Source organism: Variovorax sp. UC122_21, assembly GCF_044056785.1.
In the GTDB taxonomy this organism is placed as follows: domain Bacteria; phylum Pseudomonadota; class Gammaproteobacteria; order Burkholderiales; family Burkholderiaceae_C; genus Variovorax.
In genome coordinates, this window is sequence record NZ_CP172003.1 from 1610233 (window position 1) to 1627441 (window position 17209).

At 69.4% G+C, this 17209-nt stretch carries 15 protein-coding genes and 2 pseudogenes; 7 read left to right on the forward strand and 10 right to left on the reverse strand.

All coding sequences use genetic code 11. From position 1 onward, the window contains the following. Positions 1-25: 25 nt before the first annotated feature. The 5 genes and pseudogenes from ACHMXE_RS08290 to ACHMXE_RS08310 form a co-directional block, all read right to left on the reverse strand. A pseudogene (locus tag ACHMXE_RS08290) lies at positions 26-1235 on the reverse strand (CaiB/BaiF CoA transferase family protein). Position 1236: 1 nt separating this feature from the next. Beyond that, positions 1237-2235, reverse strand: a complete 999-nt coding sequence (locus ACHMXE_RS08295; RefSeq protein WP_395345511.1) for an HpcH/HpaI aldolase/citrate lyase family protein — start codon at positions 2233-2235, stop codon at positions 1237-1239. 44 nt (positions 2236-2279) lie between these two features. Further along, complete coding sequence (locus tag ACHMXE_RS08300; protein WP_395345514.1) at positions 2280-3266, reverse strand: Bug family tripartite tricarboxylate transporter substrate binding protein; 987 nt, start codon at positions 3264-3266, stop codon at positions 2280-2282. 63 nt (positions 3267-3329) lie between these two features. Next, positions 3330-3836 carry a flavin reductase family protein gene (locus ACHMXE_RS08305; RefSeq protein ID WP_395345517.1) on the reverse strand — a complete coding sequence of 169 codons (507 nt, stop codon included), beginning with the start codon at positions 3834-3836 and terminating at the stop codon, positions 3330-3332. A gap of 15 nt (positions 3837-3851) precedes the next feature. After that, positions 3852-5216, reverse strand: coding sequence for an LLM class flavin-dependent oxidoreductase (locus ACHMXE_RS08310; protein WP_395345519.1), 1365 nt, complete (start codon positions 5214-5216; stop codon positions 3852-3854). Positions 5217-5346: 130 nt separating this feature from the next. Between ACHMXE_RS08310 and ACHMXE_RS08315 the strand changes: the two genes are divergently transcribed. From ACHMXE_RS08315 to ACHMXE_RS08340, 6 genes and pseudogenes are all read left to right on the forward strand, one after another. After that, the gene (locus tag ACHMXE_RS08315; protein ID WP_395345522.1) at positions 5347-6234 is read left to right on the forward strand and encodes a LysR family transcriptional regulator; all 888 of its coding nucleotides are present in this window, start codon (positions 5347-5349) and stop codon (positions 6232-6234) included. A 112-nt stretch (positions 6235-6346) separates the two neighbouring features. Continuing rightward, the gene (locus ACHMXE_RS08320) at positions 6347-7546 is read left to right on the forward strand and encodes a PQQ-dependent sugar dehydrogenase (RefSeq protein ID WP_395345525.1); all 1200 of its coding nucleotides are present in this window, start codon (positions 6347-6349) and stop codon (positions 7544-7546) included. A gap of 56 nt (positions 7547-7602) precedes the next feature. Beyond that, entirely contained in the window at positions 7603-8328 is a 726-nt protein-coding gene (locus ACHMXE_RS08325; RefSeq protein ID WP_203208410.1) for a response regulator transcription factor, read from the forward strand. Then, complete coding sequence (locus ACHMXE_RS08330) at positions 8325-9692, forward strand: sensor histidine kinase (protein WP_395345528.1); 1368 nt, start codon at positions 8325-8327, stop codon at positions 9690-9692. Before ACHMXE_RS08325 ends, ACHMXE_RS08330 begins: the two co-directional genes overlap by 4 nt. A 140-nt stretch (positions 9693-9832) precedes the next feature. Further along, positions 9833-10321, forward strand: a complete 489-nt coding sequence (locus tag ACHMXE_RS08335) for a tripartite tricarboxylate transporter TctB family protein (protein ID WP_209545799.1) — start codon at positions 9833-9835, stop codon at positions 10319-10321. A 40-nt stretch (positions 10322-10361) separates the two neighbouring features. Next, positions 10362-11872, forward strand: a pseudogene (locus tag ACHMXE_RS08340) (tripartite tricarboxylate transporter permease). 43 nt (positions 11873-11915) lie between these two features. Here the strand turns inward: ACHMXE_RS08340 and ACHMXE_RS08345 are convergent. The 4 genes from ACHMXE_RS08345 to ACHMXE_RS08360 all read right to left on the reverse strand — a co-directional run bounded on the left by ACHMXE_RS08345 (position 11916) and on the right by ACHMXE_RS08360 (position 14918). After that, the gene (locus ACHMXE_RS08345) at positions 11916-12641 is read right to left on the reverse strand and encodes a hypothetical protein (RefSeq protein ID WP_395345531.1); all 726 of its coding nucleotides are present in this window, start codon (positions 12639-12641) and stop codon (positions 11916-11918) included. Next, positions 12641-13015, reverse strand: coding sequence for a type II toxin-antitoxin system Phd/YefM family antitoxin (locus ACHMXE_RS08350; RefSeq protein WP_209545795.1), 375 nt, complete (start codon positions 13013-13015; stop codon positions 12641-12643). The genes ACHMXE_RS08345 and ACHMXE_RS08350 overlap by 1 nt, the downstream gene beginning before the upstream one ends. Positions 13016-13110: 95 nt before the next feature. Next, positions 13111-13563 (reverse strand): RidA family protein, encoded by a 453-nt coding sequence (locus tag ACHMXE_RS08355; protein WP_203207892.1) that lies wholly within the window; start codon positions 13561-13563, stop codon positions 13111-13113. Further along, positions 13560-14918 carry an aminotransferase class V-fold PLP-dependent enzyme gene (locus tag ACHMXE_RS08360; protein WP_395345535.1) on the reverse strand — a complete coding sequence of 453 codons (1359 nt, stop codon included), beginning with the start codon at positions 14916-14918 and terminating at the stop codon, positions 13560-13562. The genes ACHMXE_RS08355 and ACHMXE_RS08360 overlap by 4 nt, the downstream gene beginning before the upstream one ends. A gap of 212 nt (positions 14919-15130) precedes the next feature. Between ACHMXE_RS08360 and ACHMXE_RS08365 the strand changes: the two genes are divergently transcribed. Then, positions 15131-15961, forward strand: coding sequence for a transcriptional regulator (locus ACHMXE_RS08365; protein WP_395345538.1), 831 nt, complete (start codon positions 15131-15133; stop codon positions 15959-15961). A 25-nt stretch (positions 15962-15986) separates the two neighbouring features. Here the strand turns inward: ACHMXE_RS08365 and ACHMXE_RS08370 are convergent, their stop codons facing one another. After that, positions 15987-17108, reverse strand: a complete 1122-nt coding sequence (locus ACHMXE_RS08370) for a branched-chain amino acid ABC transporter substrate-binding protein (RefSeq protein WP_395345541.1) — start codon at positions 17106-17108, stop codon at positions 15987-15989. Positions 17109-17209 lie beyond the last annotated feature (101 nt).

Sequence of the window (17209 nt, forward strand, 5' to 3'; positions counted from 1 at the left end):
TTGTCGTGAATGAAAGGAGATCGGGTCACAGCGCATGCGCGGCACGCAGCCGCGCCAGCGCCTCGGCATCGAGGCCCAGCAGTTCGCCGAGCACTTCCTGCGTGTGCGCGCCGAGCGCGCCGCCCAGGTGGCGCAGCAGCGGCGGCGTCTTCGACATCCGCGGCACGGCGGCCGGCACCACGAGCTCGCCCACGCGCGGGTCCTGCACCCGCTGCAGGTTGCCGCGCGCCGCGTACTGCGGGTCGGCGAAGATGTCGTCGATCGCCATGATCGGCCCGCAGGGCACGCCGGCCGCGTCGCAGCGCGCCACCGCCTCGGCCAGTTCGAGCCGCCCGATCCAGCCGGCGATGGCGGCATTGATCTCGGCGCGGCCCGCGAGCCGCTGCGCATTGGTCGCGAAGCGGTCGGGCGCCACGAGCTCGGGCCGCTCCATCAGGTGGGCCAGGCGCTCGAAGATCTTGTCGCTCGAGCAGGCCAGCGCCACCCACTTGCCCTCGGCCGTCTGCCAGTGGCCATGCGGCACCACGTGCGGCACGTCGGCGCCGAGCCGCTGCCGCACCTCGCCGAACTTGCCGTAGGCCGGCACCAGTTCGTCGAGCAGCCGGAAGATCGATTCGTAGAGCGAGACATCGATGACCTGGCCCTCGCCGGTCTGGTCGGCGACGCGCAGCGCCAGCAGCACGCCGAGCGCACCCCACAGGCCCGAGATGTAGTCGGCCAGCGAGGTCGAGCCCGGCACCACGGGCGGCCCGTCGCTCATGCCCGCGAGGTGCGAGAGTCCCGCCGAAGCCGTGCGCCACGCGCGCGAAGCCGGGCTTCTCGCGGTAGGGGCCGGTCTGGCCGTAGGCGCTCACGCGCAGCAGCACGATGCGCGGATTGGCTTTGCGCAAGGTCTCGAAGTCCAGGCCCCAGCGCTCCATGGTGCCGGGGCGGAAGTTCTCGAGCACCGCGTCGGACTGCGCCACCAGCCGGAGGAACAGTTCGCGGCCCTCGGGCACGCGCAGGTCGAGCGTCACGAAGCGCTTGTTGCGCGCCTCGCTGAGCCACACCAGGGTGTCGCCGCATTCGGTGGGCGTGCCGAACTTGCGCAGCGGATCGCCGCCCTCGGGCTGCTCGATCTTGATCACGTCGGCGCCGAAGTCCGCGAGGATGGTGCCGCTGAAGGGCGCGGCCACGAAGGTCGCGATGTCGAGCACGCGCACGCCGGCCAGCGGGGCGGTGGAGGTCTCAGCCATCTCAGCGCCGATCGGCGTTGCCGCCCGTGTGCCGGTCAATCGTGGCCTGGCGCTGCTGCAGCGAGCGCGCGAGCTTGGCATGGGCCAGGTCGATCAGCACGCCCTTCTGGCCGATGGCGCCATTGCCCTGCGCGGCCGCGGCTTCGAGCGTGCCGAGCACCTTGTCGGCCCAGGCCAGTTGTTCGGCCGAGGGCGAGTAGACCTCGTTGGCGATCGCCACCTGCGAGGGATGGATGGCCCACTTGCCCTCGAAGCCCAGCGCCGCCGAGCGCGTGGCCGAGGCGCGGTAGCCCTCGGCATCGCCGAAGTCGGTGAAGGGCCCATCGATGGCGCGCACGCCGTAGGCGCGGCAGGCATTGGCGATGCGCGCGAGCGCGAAGTGCCACTGGTCGTTCCAGTGCCGGTGGCGCACGCCCTGCGCGTCGGGGGCGGTGAGCACCGCATAGCGCTCGCTCGGCGTGCCGAACACGAAGTCGTTGGTGCGCATGTCGACCGTGTAGTCGCCGACGCCGAAGATCATCGCCTCCAGCCGGTCGGACGAGGCGGCGATCTCCTCGGCATGCGCGACGCCCTGCGAGGTCTCGATCAGCACCTCGATGCCCACGCGCTTGTCGCGCCCCTTCTCGCGCTCGATGGCCGTCAGCACCTGCGCCACGAACTGCACGTCGAAGGCGGTGCCGGCCTTGGGCAGCAGCACCATGTCCAGCCGCGGGCACTCGCTCACGATATCGACCAGGTCGCGCAGGGCCCAGGGCGTGTCGAGGCCGTTGATGCGCACGGCCATGCTCTTGCGGCCCCAGTCGAGCGCGTTGAGGGCTTCGACGGCCTGGCGCCGGGCCTGGTCCTTGAAGGCGTCGGCCACTGCATCCTCGAGGTCGAGGAAGACGACGTCGGCATCGCTCGCGCAGGCCTTGGCGAAGAAGCGCTCCGAGGTGGCGGGCACCGCGAGTTCGGAACGTTGGAGGCGCTGGCGGCGCGGCGGGGTGAGGGTGGCGGACACGAAGGCTCCTGTGGCGGATGAAAGGGTGTGGGGATGCGGCCGGCCTACTGGTCGACCTTGATGCCGTTGGCGACGATCAGCTCGGTCCACTTCGGGACCTCGGCCTTGACGAAGGCGCCGAAGGCACCGCCGCCGCGCAGGTCGGGCAGCGCGCCGCGCTGCGTCATGGCCTCCTGGATCGCGGGGTCGGACATCACGCGGTGGATGCCCTGCTCGGCGGCCGCGACCACGGCCGGCGGCGTGTGCAGCGGCAGCAGGAAGCCGGCCCAGCCGACGGCCTCGACGCCAGGAAATCCGCTTTCGGCCACGGTCGGCACATCGGGCAGCTGCGGCACGCGTTTGGCCGAGGTGACGGCGAGCGCCTTGAGCTGCCCGCTGCGCACGTAGGAGATGGCGGCCGAGACCGTGTCCACGCCCAGCGTGACCTGTCCGCCCAGCAGGTCGCTGAGCATCACGCCGCTGCCGCGGTAGGGCACGGCCACCACGTCGATCTGCGCCTTGGCCTTGATCAGTTCGCCCGCGAGATGCGGCGAGGTGCCCAGGCCGGCCACGCCCCATTTCTCGGTGCCGGGCTTGCGCTTGGCGGACTCGACCAGCTGCCTGAACGAATCGATGTTGGCCGAGGGATTGGCGAGCACCACCAGCGGCGACAGGAACAGGCCGTGCACCGGGATGAAATCGGCCAGCGGGTCGTAAGGCAGCTTCTTGCCGTAGAGCCCGGGGTTGATCGCCATCGGCCCGCTGCCGCCGACCGTGAGCGTGTAGCCGTCGGGCGCGGCATTGCGGCCCGCGAGCATGCCGGGGATGCTCGCGCCGCCGCCCTTGTTGTCGATGAAGACCTGCTGCGGCCACAGCTTGCCGAGCTCGGTCGCGACCATGCGGCCGAACAGGTCGGCCGATTGGCCCGTGGTGTAGGGCACGAGGATGCGCACCGGCTTGCTCGGGTAGCCGGCCTCGGCGCGCGCGGCGCCCGCGTGCACCAGCGGCCAGGCGGCCGCGGCGCCTGCCTGCAGCAGGGTTCTTCGCTTCATGGATGTCTCCTGTTCTTGTCGTCGGATTTCCTGGCGGGTCGCCGGGAGGGTTTACGGGCGCGGTCAGGCCGCGCAGGCTGCCGACGCGCGCTCGCGCAGTGCGCTGAAGCTGCCGCGGAAATAGATCAGCGGGTCGGCGCCGCCATCGCTGTGCACCTCGCGCACCAGGCCGATGAAGACCGAGTGCGTGCCGTGGTCGTGCGCCTGCAGCAGCTCGCAGTCGAGGCTCGCGAGCGCATCGGCCATCACCGGCGCGCCGGTCTGCTGCACGGTCCAGTCGCCGCCCTCGAAGCGCTGCTCGCCCTTCAGGCCGGTCATGCCCGCGAAGCGCGCGGCGATGTCGGCCTGGCCGTCGCGCAGCAGGTTCACCGAGAAGGCGCGCGTGCGTTCGATCACCGGGTGCGCGCTCGCGCCGCGGTTGACGCAGATCAGCACGGTGGGCGGCGAATCCGACAGCGAGCAGAAGGCCGTGGCGGTAAGCCCGGTGCGCTCGCCGGGCCGGCCGGTGGCGATGACCACCGGCGCACCCGCGTGATGCTTCATGAGTTGCTTGTAGGCGCTGGCTTCCATGGGGTGCTCCTCGTGTCAGCGGTAGAGATGTTTCCAGTCGCCCGCAGCCGGGCGCGCCAGGCCGAGGTTGTCGCGCAGGGTCGGGCCCTCGTAGTCGTGATGGAAGACGCCGCGGCGCTGCAGTTCGGGCACCACCAGCCGCACGAAGTCCTCGTAGCTGCCGGGCATGCTGGTGGCCGCGAGCACGAAGCCATCGCAGGCGCCGGTGCGGAACCACTGCTCCATCTGGTCGGCGACGTCGGTCTTGCTGCCGACGAAGGTGGCGAGCTCGTCGGTGGTGCCGCGGCCGCTGAAGCGCAGGAAGTCCGCGAGCGTCGGCCGTGCCAGGCCGCTCTGCGCGATCACGCGGTCGAGGATCGCGCGCAGCCCGGTGATCGAGCCCAGCTCCTCGTCGGTGAAGGGCTCGTCGGGCCGCTTGGTCGCGAAGTCGAAGTTCAGCACTTCGGACAGCAGCGCGAGGCCGTCGACCGGTTTCACGAGCGCATCGATCGCGGCCTTCTTGTCCTCGGCCTCGGCGCGGCTCTCGGCCGCGACCACGTAGACCGCGGGCGCCACCTTGACCTGCGCCGGATCGCGGCCGTGCGCCGCGACCTTGCGCTTGAAGTCGGCATACGACCTGCGCGCCACGTCGATGTTGGGATAGATCACGAACACCAGCTCGCCCCAGCGCGCCGCGAACTCGCTGCCGCGCCCGCTCTGGCCGGCCTGGATCAGCACCGGATGGCCCTGCGCCGAGCGCGGCACGGTGAAGGGGCCGCGCGACTTGAACCACTTGCCGCTGTGGTCGAGGCGGCGCACCCTGGATGCGTCGGCGAAGCGGCCGTTCGCCTTGTCGTGCAGCACGGCGCCTTCCTGCCAGGTGTCCCAATGGCCGAGCACCACTTCCAGGAACTCGTCGGCGCGTTCGTAGCGCAGGTCGTGCGCGAGGTGCTCCTGCGCGCCGAAGTTCGCGGCCTCCGAGTTGTTGAGCGAGGTCACCACGTTCCAGGCCACGCGGCCCTGCGTCAGCAGGTCGAGCGTGGCGAACACGCGCGCCACGTGGAAGGGCTCGTAGTAGGTGGTGGAGTAGGTGGCGCCCAGGCCCAGGCGTTCGGTGGCCAGGCCCATGGCCGTCACCACCGAGATCGGGTCGAGCTTGACCGCGCGCACGCCGTGCTCGACCGTGTCGCGGTGGTCGTCGCCATAGCGGTCGGGCATCGCGAGCCGGTCGTCGAAGAAGGCCATCTGGAACTTGCCGCGCTCCAGCGTGCGGGCGATGTTCTGGTAATAGGCCGGCGTGCCATAGCCGAGTTCGGTGTCGGGGTGGCGCCACGAGGCGACCAGGTTCGAGCAGTTCTGCGCCTGCAGGAAGGCCACGAGCGTCATCTGGGGTGCGGTCATCGGATCTTGCCTCTCTCGCGACTCGTCGGAGTCATTGGGATGGCTCGAATGCTAGGTTTGACCTCGCGTGGCAACAACTCAAATAATCTTAGGCATTGTTCAGACTTTCGGAACGACGCAGGATCGCCCCATGAACATCAACTTCAAGCTGATCGGCACCTTCCTCTCGGTGGCGCAGAACGAGAGCTTCCGCAAGGCGGCCGAGGAGACCAACCGTTCGCTGCCCGCGGTCAGCATGCAGGTCAAGCAGCTCGAGGAGCAGCTCGGCGTGGCGCTGTTCCAGCGCACCACGCGCAAGGTGACGCTGACGCAGGAGGGCGAGCAGCTGCTGATCAGCGCGCGCAAGGCACTGGCCGAGCTCGAGGTCGGGCTCTCGCACATCCAGCATGCGGCCGACGTGCAGCATGGCCACCTGTCCTTCGCCTGCGTGCCGACCATCGCGAGCACGCGGCTGCCGGCGATACTCACGGCCTTCGCGAAGAAGTACCCGGGCATCAGCGTGCACGTGCGCGAGCTCGCCAACCAGGACCTGCTGGAGGCGGTGCGCCGGCGCGAGGTCGACTTCGCGATCGGGCCGGTGCCCGAGAAGAAGGGCGAGCTCGAGTTCGCGCCGATCTTCGTCGACGACTACTGCGCGATGCTGCCGCGCGGCTACCAGGACAACGGTCGCGCCAGCATCTCGCTGCGCGAACTGTCGAAGCTGCCGCTGCTCAAGCTGTCGAGCTCGACCGCCTTTCGCGACCATGTCGACAACGCGCTCAAGGCCAACGGCCTTTCGCACGAGAGCAACTACGAGTTCATGCAGGTCACGACGCTGGTCGCGATGGCCGAGGCGGGCCTGGGCATCGCGCTGCTGCCGCGCGTGGCGCTGCCGCGGCGCACGCCGCTCAAGGTGGTGCGCATCATCGGGCCGGCGCTGAGCCGCACCATTGCCATCGTGACGATCCGTGGCCATTCGCTCTCGCCCGCGGCGGCTCGGCTCGTGGAGATGTGCAACAAATTGATCGCGGCCGAGTAGCGAGCGGCTGAACATGGACAAACGGTAATGTTCGCGGCGTTCGTGCGCGCCCGTTCGTTTCTATGATTCGAAACGATGGCGGCCCTGTCATGGGGCCGCCGTTCCGCTCGACATGAACACCGCACCCCGCCCCTCCCTCTCGACCTGCTTGCGGGCCGGTCTGCTGTGCGCGGGCCTGTTGCTCGGGCATGCCGCCGATGCGGCGCGCGGGCCCGCGCCCACCGCCTTCCAGACCCGCACCTATGCGGCCGGGCTCGAACTGCCCTGGGGCATGGAGTTCATGCCCGACGGCCGCCTGCTGGTGACCGAGCGCGCGGGCCGCCTGCGCATCGTGGATGCGCAGGGCGACAAGGTCTCGGCGCCGGTGCGCGGGCTGCCGGCCGTCGACCGGCGCAGCCATGGCGGGCTGCTCGACGTCACGATCGATCCGGGCTTCGAGGCCAACCGCCTCATCTACCTGAGCTACACCGAGGTCGATCGCCGCCGCAGCCGCGCCGGGCGCAACGGCATCGCGGTCGCGCGGGCACGGCTCAGCGACGACGGCGCGCGCGTCGAGCAGCTCAAGGTGTTGTTCCGCCAGACGCCAAAGATCGCGGTCGGCGAGAACCTCGGCGGGCGGCTCGCGGTCTCGGGCGACGGCCACCTGTTCCTCACGCTCGGCGACCGCTATGCGCCCGAAGACCGCATGCGCGCGCAGTCGCTCGGCTACTACCAGGGCAAGACGGTGCGCATCCGCACCGATGGCGGCATTCCGTCCGACAACCCCTTCGCGCAGCGCGCGGGCGCGCGGCCCGAGATCTGGAGCCTCGGCCATCGCAATCCGCAGGGCGCCTTCGTGCATCCACGCACGGGCCAGCTGTGGGTGGCGGAGCACGGGCCGCAGGGCGGCGACGAGATCAACGTGGTGCGCAAGGGCCGCAACTACGGCTGGCCCCTCGTCACATTCGGCTGCGAATACAACACCTGCGCGACTATCGGCGAAGGAACCGCCAGGGCCGGCCTCGCGCCGCCGCTCGCGCACTGGGGCCTGCCGGCGATCGCGCCGAGCAACCTGATCCTCTACACCGGCGACCAGTTTCCCGAGTGGAAGGGCAGCGTGCTCGTGGGCGCACTGGCCGGCAAGGCCGTGTGGCGCATCGAGCTCGCGGGCGAGGACGCCGCGCCGCGCGTGGTGCGGCGCGAGTCGCTGTTCGCCGAGCTCGGCGAGCGCATCCGCGACATCCGCCAGGGGCCCGATGGCGGGCTGTACCTGCTGGTGGACGGGGTGCAGGGCCGCGTGGTGCGCGTTGCGCGCGCCGACGCGGGCCTGTAGCGCCGGCGCGGGCGGCAGCGGGCGGCACAATCGCAGGCGTGATCCATCCCACTCCCCTGTGGCGTTGCCTCATCGTCGAGGACGACGCCGACAACGCCCGCTACATCGCCGAAGGCTTCCGCGCGCTCGGCCACGTGGCGGTGATCAGCCGCGACGGCACCGATGCGCTGGCGCGCGCCACCAGCGAAGCCTGGGACCTCGTGATCCTCGACCGCATGCTGCCGAACGAGGTCGACGGCCTGTCGATCCTCGCGACCCTGCGCGCGCTCGGCAAGAAGACGCCGGTGCTGGTGCTCAGCGCGTTGAGCGCGCTTGACGAGCGCGTGCGCGGCCTCAAGGCCGGCGGCGACGACTACCTGGCCAAGCCCTTCGCGTTCTCGGAGCTGGCCGCGCGCGCCGAGGCGCTGGTGCGGCGCTCGCGCACCGGGCCCGAGATCCGCACGCTCGAAGTCGCCGACCTGTCGATCGACCTCGCGAGCAGGCAGGTGAGGCGCGCGGGCCGCCCCATCGCGCTGCAGCCGCGCGAGTTCCGCCTGCTGGCCTACCTGATGATGCATCCGGGCCAGGTGGTCACGCGCACCATGCTGCTCGAGGCCGTGTGGGACTACCAGTTCGATCCGCAGACCAACGTCATCGACGTGCAGGTGAGCCGGCTGCGCGGCAAGCTCGACGCGGGCGGCGCGCCGACCTTGATCCAGACGGTGCGCGGCGCGGGCTACCGGCTGGCGCCGCCCGAGCCCGACCCCGAAGCCGCGCCGGCCGCCGCGCCCGCGCGCCGATGATCCCGGCGCTGCGCCAGCTCTGGCGCTCGGTCGGCTTCCGGCTGGCCTTCTACTACGGGCTGCTGGTGGCGATCACCATGCTGGCTTCGCTGGCGATCGTCTACATGCAGACCGTGGGCGTGCTGCAGCAGCGCATGGTGCGCCAGGTGGCGGCCAACGTGCAGCAGCTGGTGGTGCGCCACGAGGCGCGCGGCGCCGAGGGCGCGGCGGGCGAGATCACCCACCTGCTGGCCGACGACCGCCATTCCGACAACGAGGTCTACCTGCTGGTCGACCGCGAGGGCCGCAAGCTCGCGGGCAACCTCGACCAGATGCCCTCGAGCGCGCCCGACGCGGGCGACGGCGTGCACCGGCGCGTGCTGCGCGGCGGCCAGGGCGCCATCGCCTACCTCGTGATGCGGCCGCTGCCCGACGGCGCCACGCTGGTGGTGGGGCACGACCTGCGCGACCAGGAGTCGATCGAATCGCTGGTGGCGAGCGCGAGCGCGGCGGCCGGCATCGTCGCGGTGCTGCTGCTGATCGGCGGCACCTTCGTGTTCCGGCAGGAGCTCGAGCGCAGCGTGGGCGCGGTGCGGCGCACGGCCGCGCGCATCGCGGCCGGCGAGCTGCAGGAGCGCGTCGCGCCCTCGGGCGAGGAGGACGAGTTCGCGCTGCTCGAGCACGACATCAACGCCATGCTCGACCGCATCGAGTCGCTGATGGACGGCGTGCGCCACGTCTCCAACACCATCGCCCACAACCTGCGCACGCCGCTCACGCGCGTGCTGGTGCGGCTGCGCGCGGTGGAACTGGGCCTGCCGGACGACGATGCGCAGCGCGGCGCCGTGGCGGCCGCGATCCGCGAGCTCGAGGAACTCGCGGTGGTGTTCGAGAAGCTGCTGCAGATCGCCGAGGTGGAGGCGGGCGCGCGGCGCCAGCAGTTCGCGTCGGTGGCGCTCGACGTGATCGCGAATGACGTGGCCGAACTCTACGAGGCCGTGGCCGAGGCGCAGGGCATCGCGCTGCGGCGCGAGCCGTGCGAGGCGGCCACGGCGCTCGGCGACCGCGACCTGCTCGCGGGCGCGGTCGCCAACCTGGTCGACAACGCGCTCAAGTACTGTGGCGCCGGCGCGGTGGTGCGCATCGGCACGCGCACCGTGAACGGCCGCGCGCAGCTCTTCGTGCAGGACGACGGCCCGGGCATACCGGCCGCCGAGCGCGAACGCATCGGCGTGCGCTTCCACCGGCTCGACCGCAGCACGCCGGGCCATGGCCTGGGCCTGGCGAGCGTGCGCGCGGTGATCGCGCTGCACGGCGGGCAGCTCGCGTTCGAGGACGCCGCGCCCGGGCTGCGCGCGCGCATCGACCTGCCCGGCGAGGACTGAGGCGCGCCGCATTGCCGAACGGCAATGTTGTGTTCACGCACAGCACGCGCGCGAATTCCTAGGATCGGCGGCTCGCACTTTCACGTGCCAGCCGCATGGGCCGCGCCGCGGTCCCAGGCAATTCCCAGGAGACATCAACGGTGAGAATCAAGAGTCAGAGAGACTTCTGCTCGGGCGTGCTCTTCAGCGCCTTCGGCGTGGCCTTCGCATGGGGCGCCACGACCTACAACGTCGGTACCGGCGCCCGCATGGGCCCGGGCTACTTTCCCCTGATCGTGGGCATCCTCATCGCGCTCATGGGCGTGCTGATCACGCTCAAGGCGCTGTCGGTCGAGACCGCCGACGGCGAGCCCGTGGGGCGCATCGCGTGGAAACCGCTGGTGTTCATCATCGGTGCCAATCTGGTCTTCGGCGTGCTGCTCGGCGGCTTGCCGAGCATCGGCCTGCCGTCGATGGGGCTGATCGTCGCGATCTATGCGCTGACCTTCATCGCCAGCCTCGCGGGCGACAACTTCGGCTGGAAGGGCGTGACGGTGCTGGCCACCGTGCTCGCGCTCGGCAGCTACCTGGCCTTCGTGGTCGCGCTCAAGCTGCAGTTCCAGGTCTGGCCGACCTTCATCGCCGGCTGATCTCGCTACAAGAAGAACGAAAAGAGAAGACAAGAGAACCATGGACCTGATCACCAACCTCTCGATCGGCTTCGGCGTCGCCTTCACGGCGCAGAACCTGGTCTACGCCTTCGTCGGCTGCCTGCTGGGCACCCTGATCGGCGTGCTGCCGGGCATCGGCCCGGTCGCGACCATTGCGATGCTGCTGCCCGCGACCTATGCGCTGCCACCGGTGTCGGCGCTCATCATGCTGGCCGGCATCTACTACGGCGCGCAGTACGGTGGATCCACCACCGCGATTCTCGTGAACCTGCCAGGGGAGTCATCCTCGGTGGTGACCGTGATCGACGGCTACCAGATGGCGCGCAAGGGGCGGGCCGGGCCCGCGCTCGCGGCCGCGGGGCTCGGCTCCTTCTTCGCGGGTTGCGTGGGCACGCTGATCCTGGCCGCCTTCGCGCCGCCGCTGACCGAGCTGGCCTTCAAGTTCGGCCCGGCCGAGTACTTCTCGCTGATGATCCTGGGCCTGATCGGCGCCGTGGTGCTGGCCTCGGGCTCGCTGCTCAAGGCCATCACCATGATCCTGCTCGGCCTCGCGCTGGGGCTGGTGGGCACCGACGTGAACTCGGGCGTGGCGCGCTACAGCTTCGACATTCCCGAACTCACCGACGGCATCGGCTTCATCGCCATCGCGATGGGCGTGTTCGGCTACGGTGAGATCATCGCGAACCTCGCGGTGCCCGAGCACGAGCGCGAGGTCTTCACCGCCAAGGTCAAGGGCCTGTGGCCCACCAAGGAAGACTTCCGCCGCATGACGCCCGCGGTGCTGCGCGGCACCGCGCTCGGCTCGGCCCTGGGCATCCTGCCCGGCGGCGGCGCGCTGCTGTCGGCCTTCGCGGCCTACACCATCGAGAAGAAGATCAAGCTCAAGAACGGCGAAGTGCCGTTCGGCAAGGGCAACATCCGCGGCGTGGCGGGCCCCAGTCGGCCAACAACGCCGGCGCGCAGACCTCCTTCATTCCGCTCTTGACGCTGGGCATCCCGCCCAACGCCGTGATGGCGCTGATGGTGGGCGCGATGACGATCCACAACATCCAGCCGGGCCCGCAGGTGATGACCAGCAACCCCGAGCTGTTCTGGGGCCTGATCGCCTCGATGTGGATCGGCAACCTGATGCTGATCGTGCTGAACCTGCCGATGATCGGCATCTGGATCAAGCTGCTGACCATTCCCTACAAGTGGCTGTTCCCCTCGATCGTGCTGTTCTGCGCGGTGGGCGTGTACTCGGAGAACAACAACACCTTCGACGTTTGGATGGTCGCGATCTTCGGCATCGTGGGCTACCTGTTCCTCAAGCTCCGGTGCGAGCCCGCGCCGCTGCTTCTGGGCTTCATCCTCGGGCCGATGATGGAAGAGAACCTGCGCCGCGCGCTGCTGCTGTCGCGCGGCGACTGGAGCGTGTTCGTCACGCGGCCGCTGTCGGCCGGGCTGCTCGCGGCGGCGCTGCTGCTGCTGGTGGTGGTGCTGCTGCCTTCGGTGAAGGCGAAGCGTGAAGAGGCGTTCGTCGAGGATTGAAGGGGATGCCATCCTCGGGGGCTTGCGGGGCAAAGGCGGGTGCTTACGATCCGCTGCCAGAGCCCTTCATCCGAGGATTCCCTTTCTTCGTGAGTTTGGTCGTCAGCTGGGCGGCGGCGACGGTAGCGTCCCAGGTGCTGCCGTCCTTGACCTTGGGCGCCGGCGAGTCGACCGTGGCGCGGTTGGGCTCGCGGCCCTTGTAGTGCCTTGCGGCGTCCAGCACGTCGCGTGCCTTGAACCGGGGGTCCAGTTCCTCCAGCTTCGCCAGCAATGTGGCCGTCGAGATGATGTGCGCATTGCCGGGAAGAGCACCGGGCGTGGATCGCAAGAAGAAGTCGTCTTCTGCGATGACCAGGCAAGGTGGTCCGGGCGGTTGCCCGATGAGTTCGGACACGTAGCTGTTGATGGAGAGCTCTCCGCTGTTGGGCGCCAACGGTGACGGAGCGGGCATGTTGCTGGTCGCGTAGAAGTCTCGCAACTGCTGGCTTTCCGTGTACCGCTCGTAGATGCGCGCCGCCGAGATCGCCATCTGGCCGAAGACGGTCTTCTCGATGACGATCCGCCCGGCGTGTTTCTCGAGGAAGTCGGAGATTCTCTGGGCATCCTCGCGGGTGCTGCGATGCCTCGTGGCCTCGAACTCCACCATGTCGGTGACGACGAGCTGGACCTGTTGCGCATCGAAGGCCAGCAGCACTTCGAGCGCATTGGCATGGGCTAGCGTGATCAGCGGGCCCGTGTCCGGGAGGACGATGCGGATCTTCTCGGCCATTACCCTCTCGCCTTCCTCGAGCGAGCGGTAGGCGCACCGGTTGCGTCCAGCGATCGCAGCGCATCGTCCGCCGCTTTCTTCATGACACGCGCGTCCTCGGCCGAGGCCGATGGATGCTCGATGCCATGGAGATTCATTCGCTGCAGCAGATCGCCATACCAGTCCAGGCCGAGCTGCTGCATGGCGATGGCACGCGGCAGCACGCCGTGGGCGTAGGCCCCCAAGATGGCCTTCTCGGCCACATGAGCGTTCAGGAGCATCGCCGCGGGGCGGCGATTTCTCTCGATCAGGACGCTGGCGCCCTCGTCCTTCTCGACAGCATCGAAAAGCTCGCCAAGCTGGCTCTTGACGTCGGTGGCGGTCACGACTTGCATGGCAGTGTCCTGGAGTGGAAGTGTGCATTTTAGAACAAATGCACATTTCTCTCTTAATGGACGGAATTCTGGCCGCACCTGGCACTGTAGCGGCGCTACTTCGCCGCGATGCACTCCACCTCGATCCGCGCATTGAAAGCCAGCGCGGTCGCACCGAAGGCGCTGCGCGCCGGATACCTGCCTTCGGCGAAGTAGCCCTTGTAGACCTCGTTGAAGGCCCCCCACTCGCTCATGTCGGCCAGCATGGCGGTGCACTTCACCACGTCGGCCATGGTGTGGCCATGTGCTTCGAGCGTGGTCTTGATGTTCTCCATCACCTGCTTCGACTCGGGGCCGATGCCGCCCGGCGGCAGTTTGAGGCTGCCGGGGAGGTTGCCGATCTGGCCCGACAGGTAGAGCGTGCGGCCGACCTGCACGGCCTCGGAGAAGGGCAGGGTGGTGGGCAGCACCTTGCCCGAGTTGAGGTGGCGCGGCGCGACGCCGCAGGCGCTGGTCGCGAGCACGAGGCAGGCGAGCGCGGCGCCGCCGATGAGGGTGTGGCGTTTCATGGCGTTCCGATCGCGGCGAGGAATTTGGCGATGTCGTTCATGTCGTTGTAGACGGACGGCGAGATGCGCGCATGGTTGGCGCGCAGGGTGATCTCGATCTTGTCGGGCGCGAGCCGGCTCGCGAGCTGGGCGGCATTGGCATAGGCGAAGGTCACGATCGGCGAGCTGCTGTCGGGCGGCGTCACCACCTGGAAGCCCTTGGCGCGCAGGCCGGCCTGCAGCGCATCGGTCATCGGCTTGCGCCAGGCCTGGATCTTGTCGACGCCCACGCTCTGGATCCAGTCGATGGATGCCGCGCAGGCCGCTTCGATCGAGGAGGCCGGGAACGAGCCGCTGAAATAGCCCGACACCGAATCGATCTGCACGCTCTCGTAGGGCACGCTGCCGGGTGGGTCGAGCGGATAGACGTGCAGGATCGGCGCCGCGAAGTTGCGCGTCTGGCGGTAGCCGTACCAAGGCCGTTGCAGCTTGGGCAGCAGGCTCTTGCGCACGTAGAGGAAGGCGAAGCCGAAGTCGCCCATCAACCATTTGTAGGTGCCGCAGCCCGCGAAGTCGACGCCCGCCGCCTTCACGTCCACCGGCATCGCGCCGGCCGACTGGATCAGGTCGACGTAGACCAGCGCGCCGCGCGAATGCGCGAGATCGCACACGGCCTTGAGGTCGTGCGTGAAGCCGTTGTAGAGCGACACGTGCGAGATCGCCACCAGCTTGGTGCCGGGCGAGATGGCCTTGTCGAGATCGGCCAGCGCGATGCGGTGGTTGGCGTCCATCGGCACGGTGAGCACGTCGAGGCCGCGCAGCCGGTATTGCTCATACATGTAGAACGAGCCGACGAAGTGCAGCGCGTCGGTGACCACGCGCCCGCCCGATTCGGGCAGGCCGAGCGCGCGCGTCACGAGGTACTCGCCCATCGAGGTGCTGGGCACGTAGGCGATCTCGTCGGCATCGGCATTGATCAGCGCCGCGAACTTCGCGGTGGCGGTCGCACTGCCGCTCGCGAGCGAGAGCTTGGATTGCGCGTAGGAACTCAGCGCGTCGGTGGCGTACTGGTTCCAGGGGTGGTCGGCCGCGCCGTTGAGGTACACGCGGTCGGCCACGCCGGGGAACAGCGCCTTGGCCGGCAAGGTGGGCGTTTCGCTTGGCGAGGCCGGCGGCGGCGCGGCCGAGGCGAAGGGCAGGAAACCGCCCGACGAACCCGAGCCGCCGCCGCAGGCGACGAGCTGGCTGCCGAGCACGCCCGCGACGGAGGCGCCGCCGAGGGACTTGAGCCAATGGCGGCGGGAGGTGGCCGGCGGCGTGGGTATGTCCGTCGGCAGGGGGGCCGCGGTGGCGGCGGGATGGTTCGAACTTGGCATGATATGAACTCCTTGTTGATGTATCAACGAAATGTTGAATTTCTGGGCGCACCTTGCCCTACAGTTGCCGCGTCGTTTCGGGCGGACCCCAGGGCCGGCCGGACCTGCAAGACATGTGCCAGAATCAACGCCAGATCAAGTATTCAACAGTTTGTTGAAATCGAGGATCAGGGCTTTCACTCCCCTTCGACCTTCCTTCGACTTTCGCGTCCATGCCAGCCACCCGCAAGACCGCCGAGACCTCCAGCTCCCTTTCGACCGCGCAGCAGCCGCCGCCGAAGCCGCCGGCTTCGCGCGCACGCCAGCGCGCGGCCAAGCCCTCGAAGGCCGCGACGGTGTCGCCGGCCATCGCCGAGGAGCGCCGGCGCATCGTCGAGGTGCTCAAGCCCGTGGTGGAGATGATGGGGCGCATGCTCGGGCCGAACACCGAACTGGTGCTGCACGACCTGACGCAGCCCGATGCCTCGGTGGTCGCGATCGCCAACGGCCATGTGTCGGGCCGCAAGGTCGGCAGCACCATCCTCAGCGGCCCGAAGGATGACCGCGCCTTCGGCGCCGCCTGGTCGGCCACCACCGACCTTTCGGGCAGCGGCCACTCGGTGGTCAACGTCTATCCCACGCTGACCGGCACCGGCACGCCGCTGAAGTCGGCCACCGTGATCTACCGCGATGCCGACGGCACGCCCTTCGCGGCGCTGTGCATGAACGCCGACCTCACCGTGTTCAAGCTCGCGCATGCCTGGCTCGAGCATGCGATCCAAGGCGCGCCCGCGCCCGCGGCGGCGCCCGAGTCGCGCGAGGAATCGCCCGACATGGACCTGCTGATGGGCGAGATCATCCGTTCGGCGATCCGCACCTTCGGCAAGCCGGTGCAGCTCATGAACAAGGAGGAGAAGGTGCACGCCGTCGAGGAGATGCTGCGGCGCGGCCTGTTCATCGTGAAGGGCAGCGTGGGTCGCGCGGCGGCGGCGCTCGACATGTCGCGCTTCTCGATCTACAACTATCTCGACGAGATCCGCAAGCGCGAGGGGTTCACGAAGTAGGACCGGAGTCGCGCAGGGTGCAACGCTACGGCGCCACCACCAGCTTCCCCCCACGCACCTGATAGATCGTCACCGTGCCCCGCAGGTTGTCCCCGCGCGCATCGAACGCGATCGGACCGATCAGCCCGGTGAGTGTCACGCCCGCGAGCTTAGGTCCGTACACCGCGGGATCGGTGGAGCCAGCCTTCTTCATCGCCTCCACCAGCACCATCACCGCGTCGTAGGCATAGGGCGCGAACACGATCACGTCGGTGCCGAAGCGCGCCTTGTAGCGCTGGTTGAAGGCCGCGAAGGCGGCCATGGCCTCGCGCGGCGCGCCGGCCTGCGAGCAGTAGGCGCCCTCGTTGGCGCCGGCCGCGAGCTTGCTCCATTCGCCGGTGCACACGCCGTCGCCCGCGATGAAGGTCGCGCTCAGGCCGAGCTGCTTCATCTGCCGGTTGACCAGCGCGGCCTGCGCGTCGGCGCCCGCGTAGACGATCACGTCGGGCTTGAGGCCGCGCAGGGTGGTGAGGATGGCCGAGAAGTCGGTCGCGCGGTCGGTGCCGAACTCGCGCTTGAGCACCTTCACCTGCGCCTTGCCGAGGTCGGCCACCACCTGGTCGGCCAGGCCCTGGCCGTAGGCGGTGCGGTCGTCGATCACGGCGGCGGTCTTCGCCTTCAGCGTGCGCGCAACGTAGCCGGCGATGCCGTCGGCCTGCTGCACGTCGGTGGCCATGAGCCGTGCGGCGAATTTGTAGCCGGCGCGCGTGTACTGCGGGTTGGTCGCGGCCGGCGCGACCTGCGGGATGCCGGCGTCGTTGTAGACGCGGGCCGCTGGAATGGTGGTGCCGGAGTTGAGGTGGCCGACGATGCCGTTGACCTGCAGGTCGGCGAGCTTCTGCGCCACGGTGGTGGCGCTGGCGGGATCGGCCCGGTCGTCCTCGACCACCGCCTCGAAGCGCAGCCGGCGGCCACCGATCGCGAGGCCCTGCGCATTGAGGTCCTCGATGGCGAGCCGCGCGCCGTTCTCCATGTCCTTGCCGAGATGGGCGATGCCGCCCGTCAGCGGCGCGGCGATGCCGATGCGCACGGGCGCATCCTGCGCCTGCGCGGTGGTGGCGATGGCGACGACGAGCGAGGCGAGGACGTGGCGTGGCGAGGGATTCATGCGCGACTCCGTGGGGCGGGTGGATCGAAAGGACCAGGAAGTGGCCCCGCCGCGAGCTCGCGAGGCCTCGGTTAGAGTAGGCCGTCCGGACGGAATAAATT

What these genes read in the sequence shown, in the direction of transcription:
- ACHMXE_RS08300 (WP_395345514.1), bottom strand. Translation starts at nt 3,266, where the DNA reads ATGAAGCGAAGAACCCTGCTGCAGGCAGGCGCCGCGGCCGCCTGGCCG.
- ACHMXE_RS08305 (WP_395345517.1), bottom strand. Translation starts at nt 3,836, where the DNA reads ATGGAAGCCAGCGCCTACAAGCAACTCATGAAGCATCACGCGGGTGCG.
- ACHMXE_RS08310 (WP_395345519.1), bottom strand. Translation starts at nt 5,216, where the DNA reads ATGACCGCACCCCAGATGACGCTCGTGGCCTTCCTGCAGGCGCAGAAC.
- ACHMXE_RS08315 (WP_395345522.1), top strand. Translation starts at nt 5,347, where the DNA reads ATGAACATCAACTTCAAGCTGATCGGCACCTTCCTCTCGGTGGCGCAG.
- ACHMXE_RS08320 (WP_395345525.1), top strand. Translation starts at nt 6,347, where the DNA reads ATGAACACCGCACCCCGCCCCTCCCTCTCGACCTGCTTGCGGGCCGGT.
- ACHMXE_RS08330 (WP_395345528.1), top strand. Translation starts at nt 8,325, where the DNA reads ATGATCCCGGCGCTGCGCCAGCTCTGGCGCTCGGTCGGCTTCCGGCTG.
- ACHMXE_RS08345 (WP_395345531.1), bottom strand. Translation starts at nt 12,641, where the DNA reads ATGGCCGAGAAGATCCGCATCGTCCTCCCGGACACGGGCCCGCTGATC.
- ACHMXE_RS08350 (WP_209545795.1), bottom strand. Translation starts at nt 13,015, where the DNA reads ATGCAAGTCGTGACCGCCACCGACGTCAAGAGCCAGCTTGGCGAGCTT.
- ACHMXE_RS08355 (WP_203207892.1), bottom strand. Translation starts at nt 13,563, where the DNA reads ATGAAACGCCACACCCTCATCGGCGGCGCCGCGCTCGCCTGCCTCGTG.
- ACHMXE_RS08360 (WP_395345535.1), bottom strand. Translation starts at nt 14,918, where the DNA reads ATGCCAAGTTCGAACCATCCCGCCGCCACCGCGGCCCCCCTGCCGACG.
- ACHMXE_RS08365 (WP_395345538.1), top strand. Translation starts at nt 15,131, where the DNA reads ATGCCAGCCACCCGCAAGACCGCCGAGACCTCCAGCTCCCTTTCGACC.
- ACHMXE_RS08370 (WP_395345541.1), bottom strand. Translation starts at nt 17,108, where the DNA reads ATGAATCCCTCGCCACGCCACGTCCTCGCCTCGCTCGTCGTCGCCATC.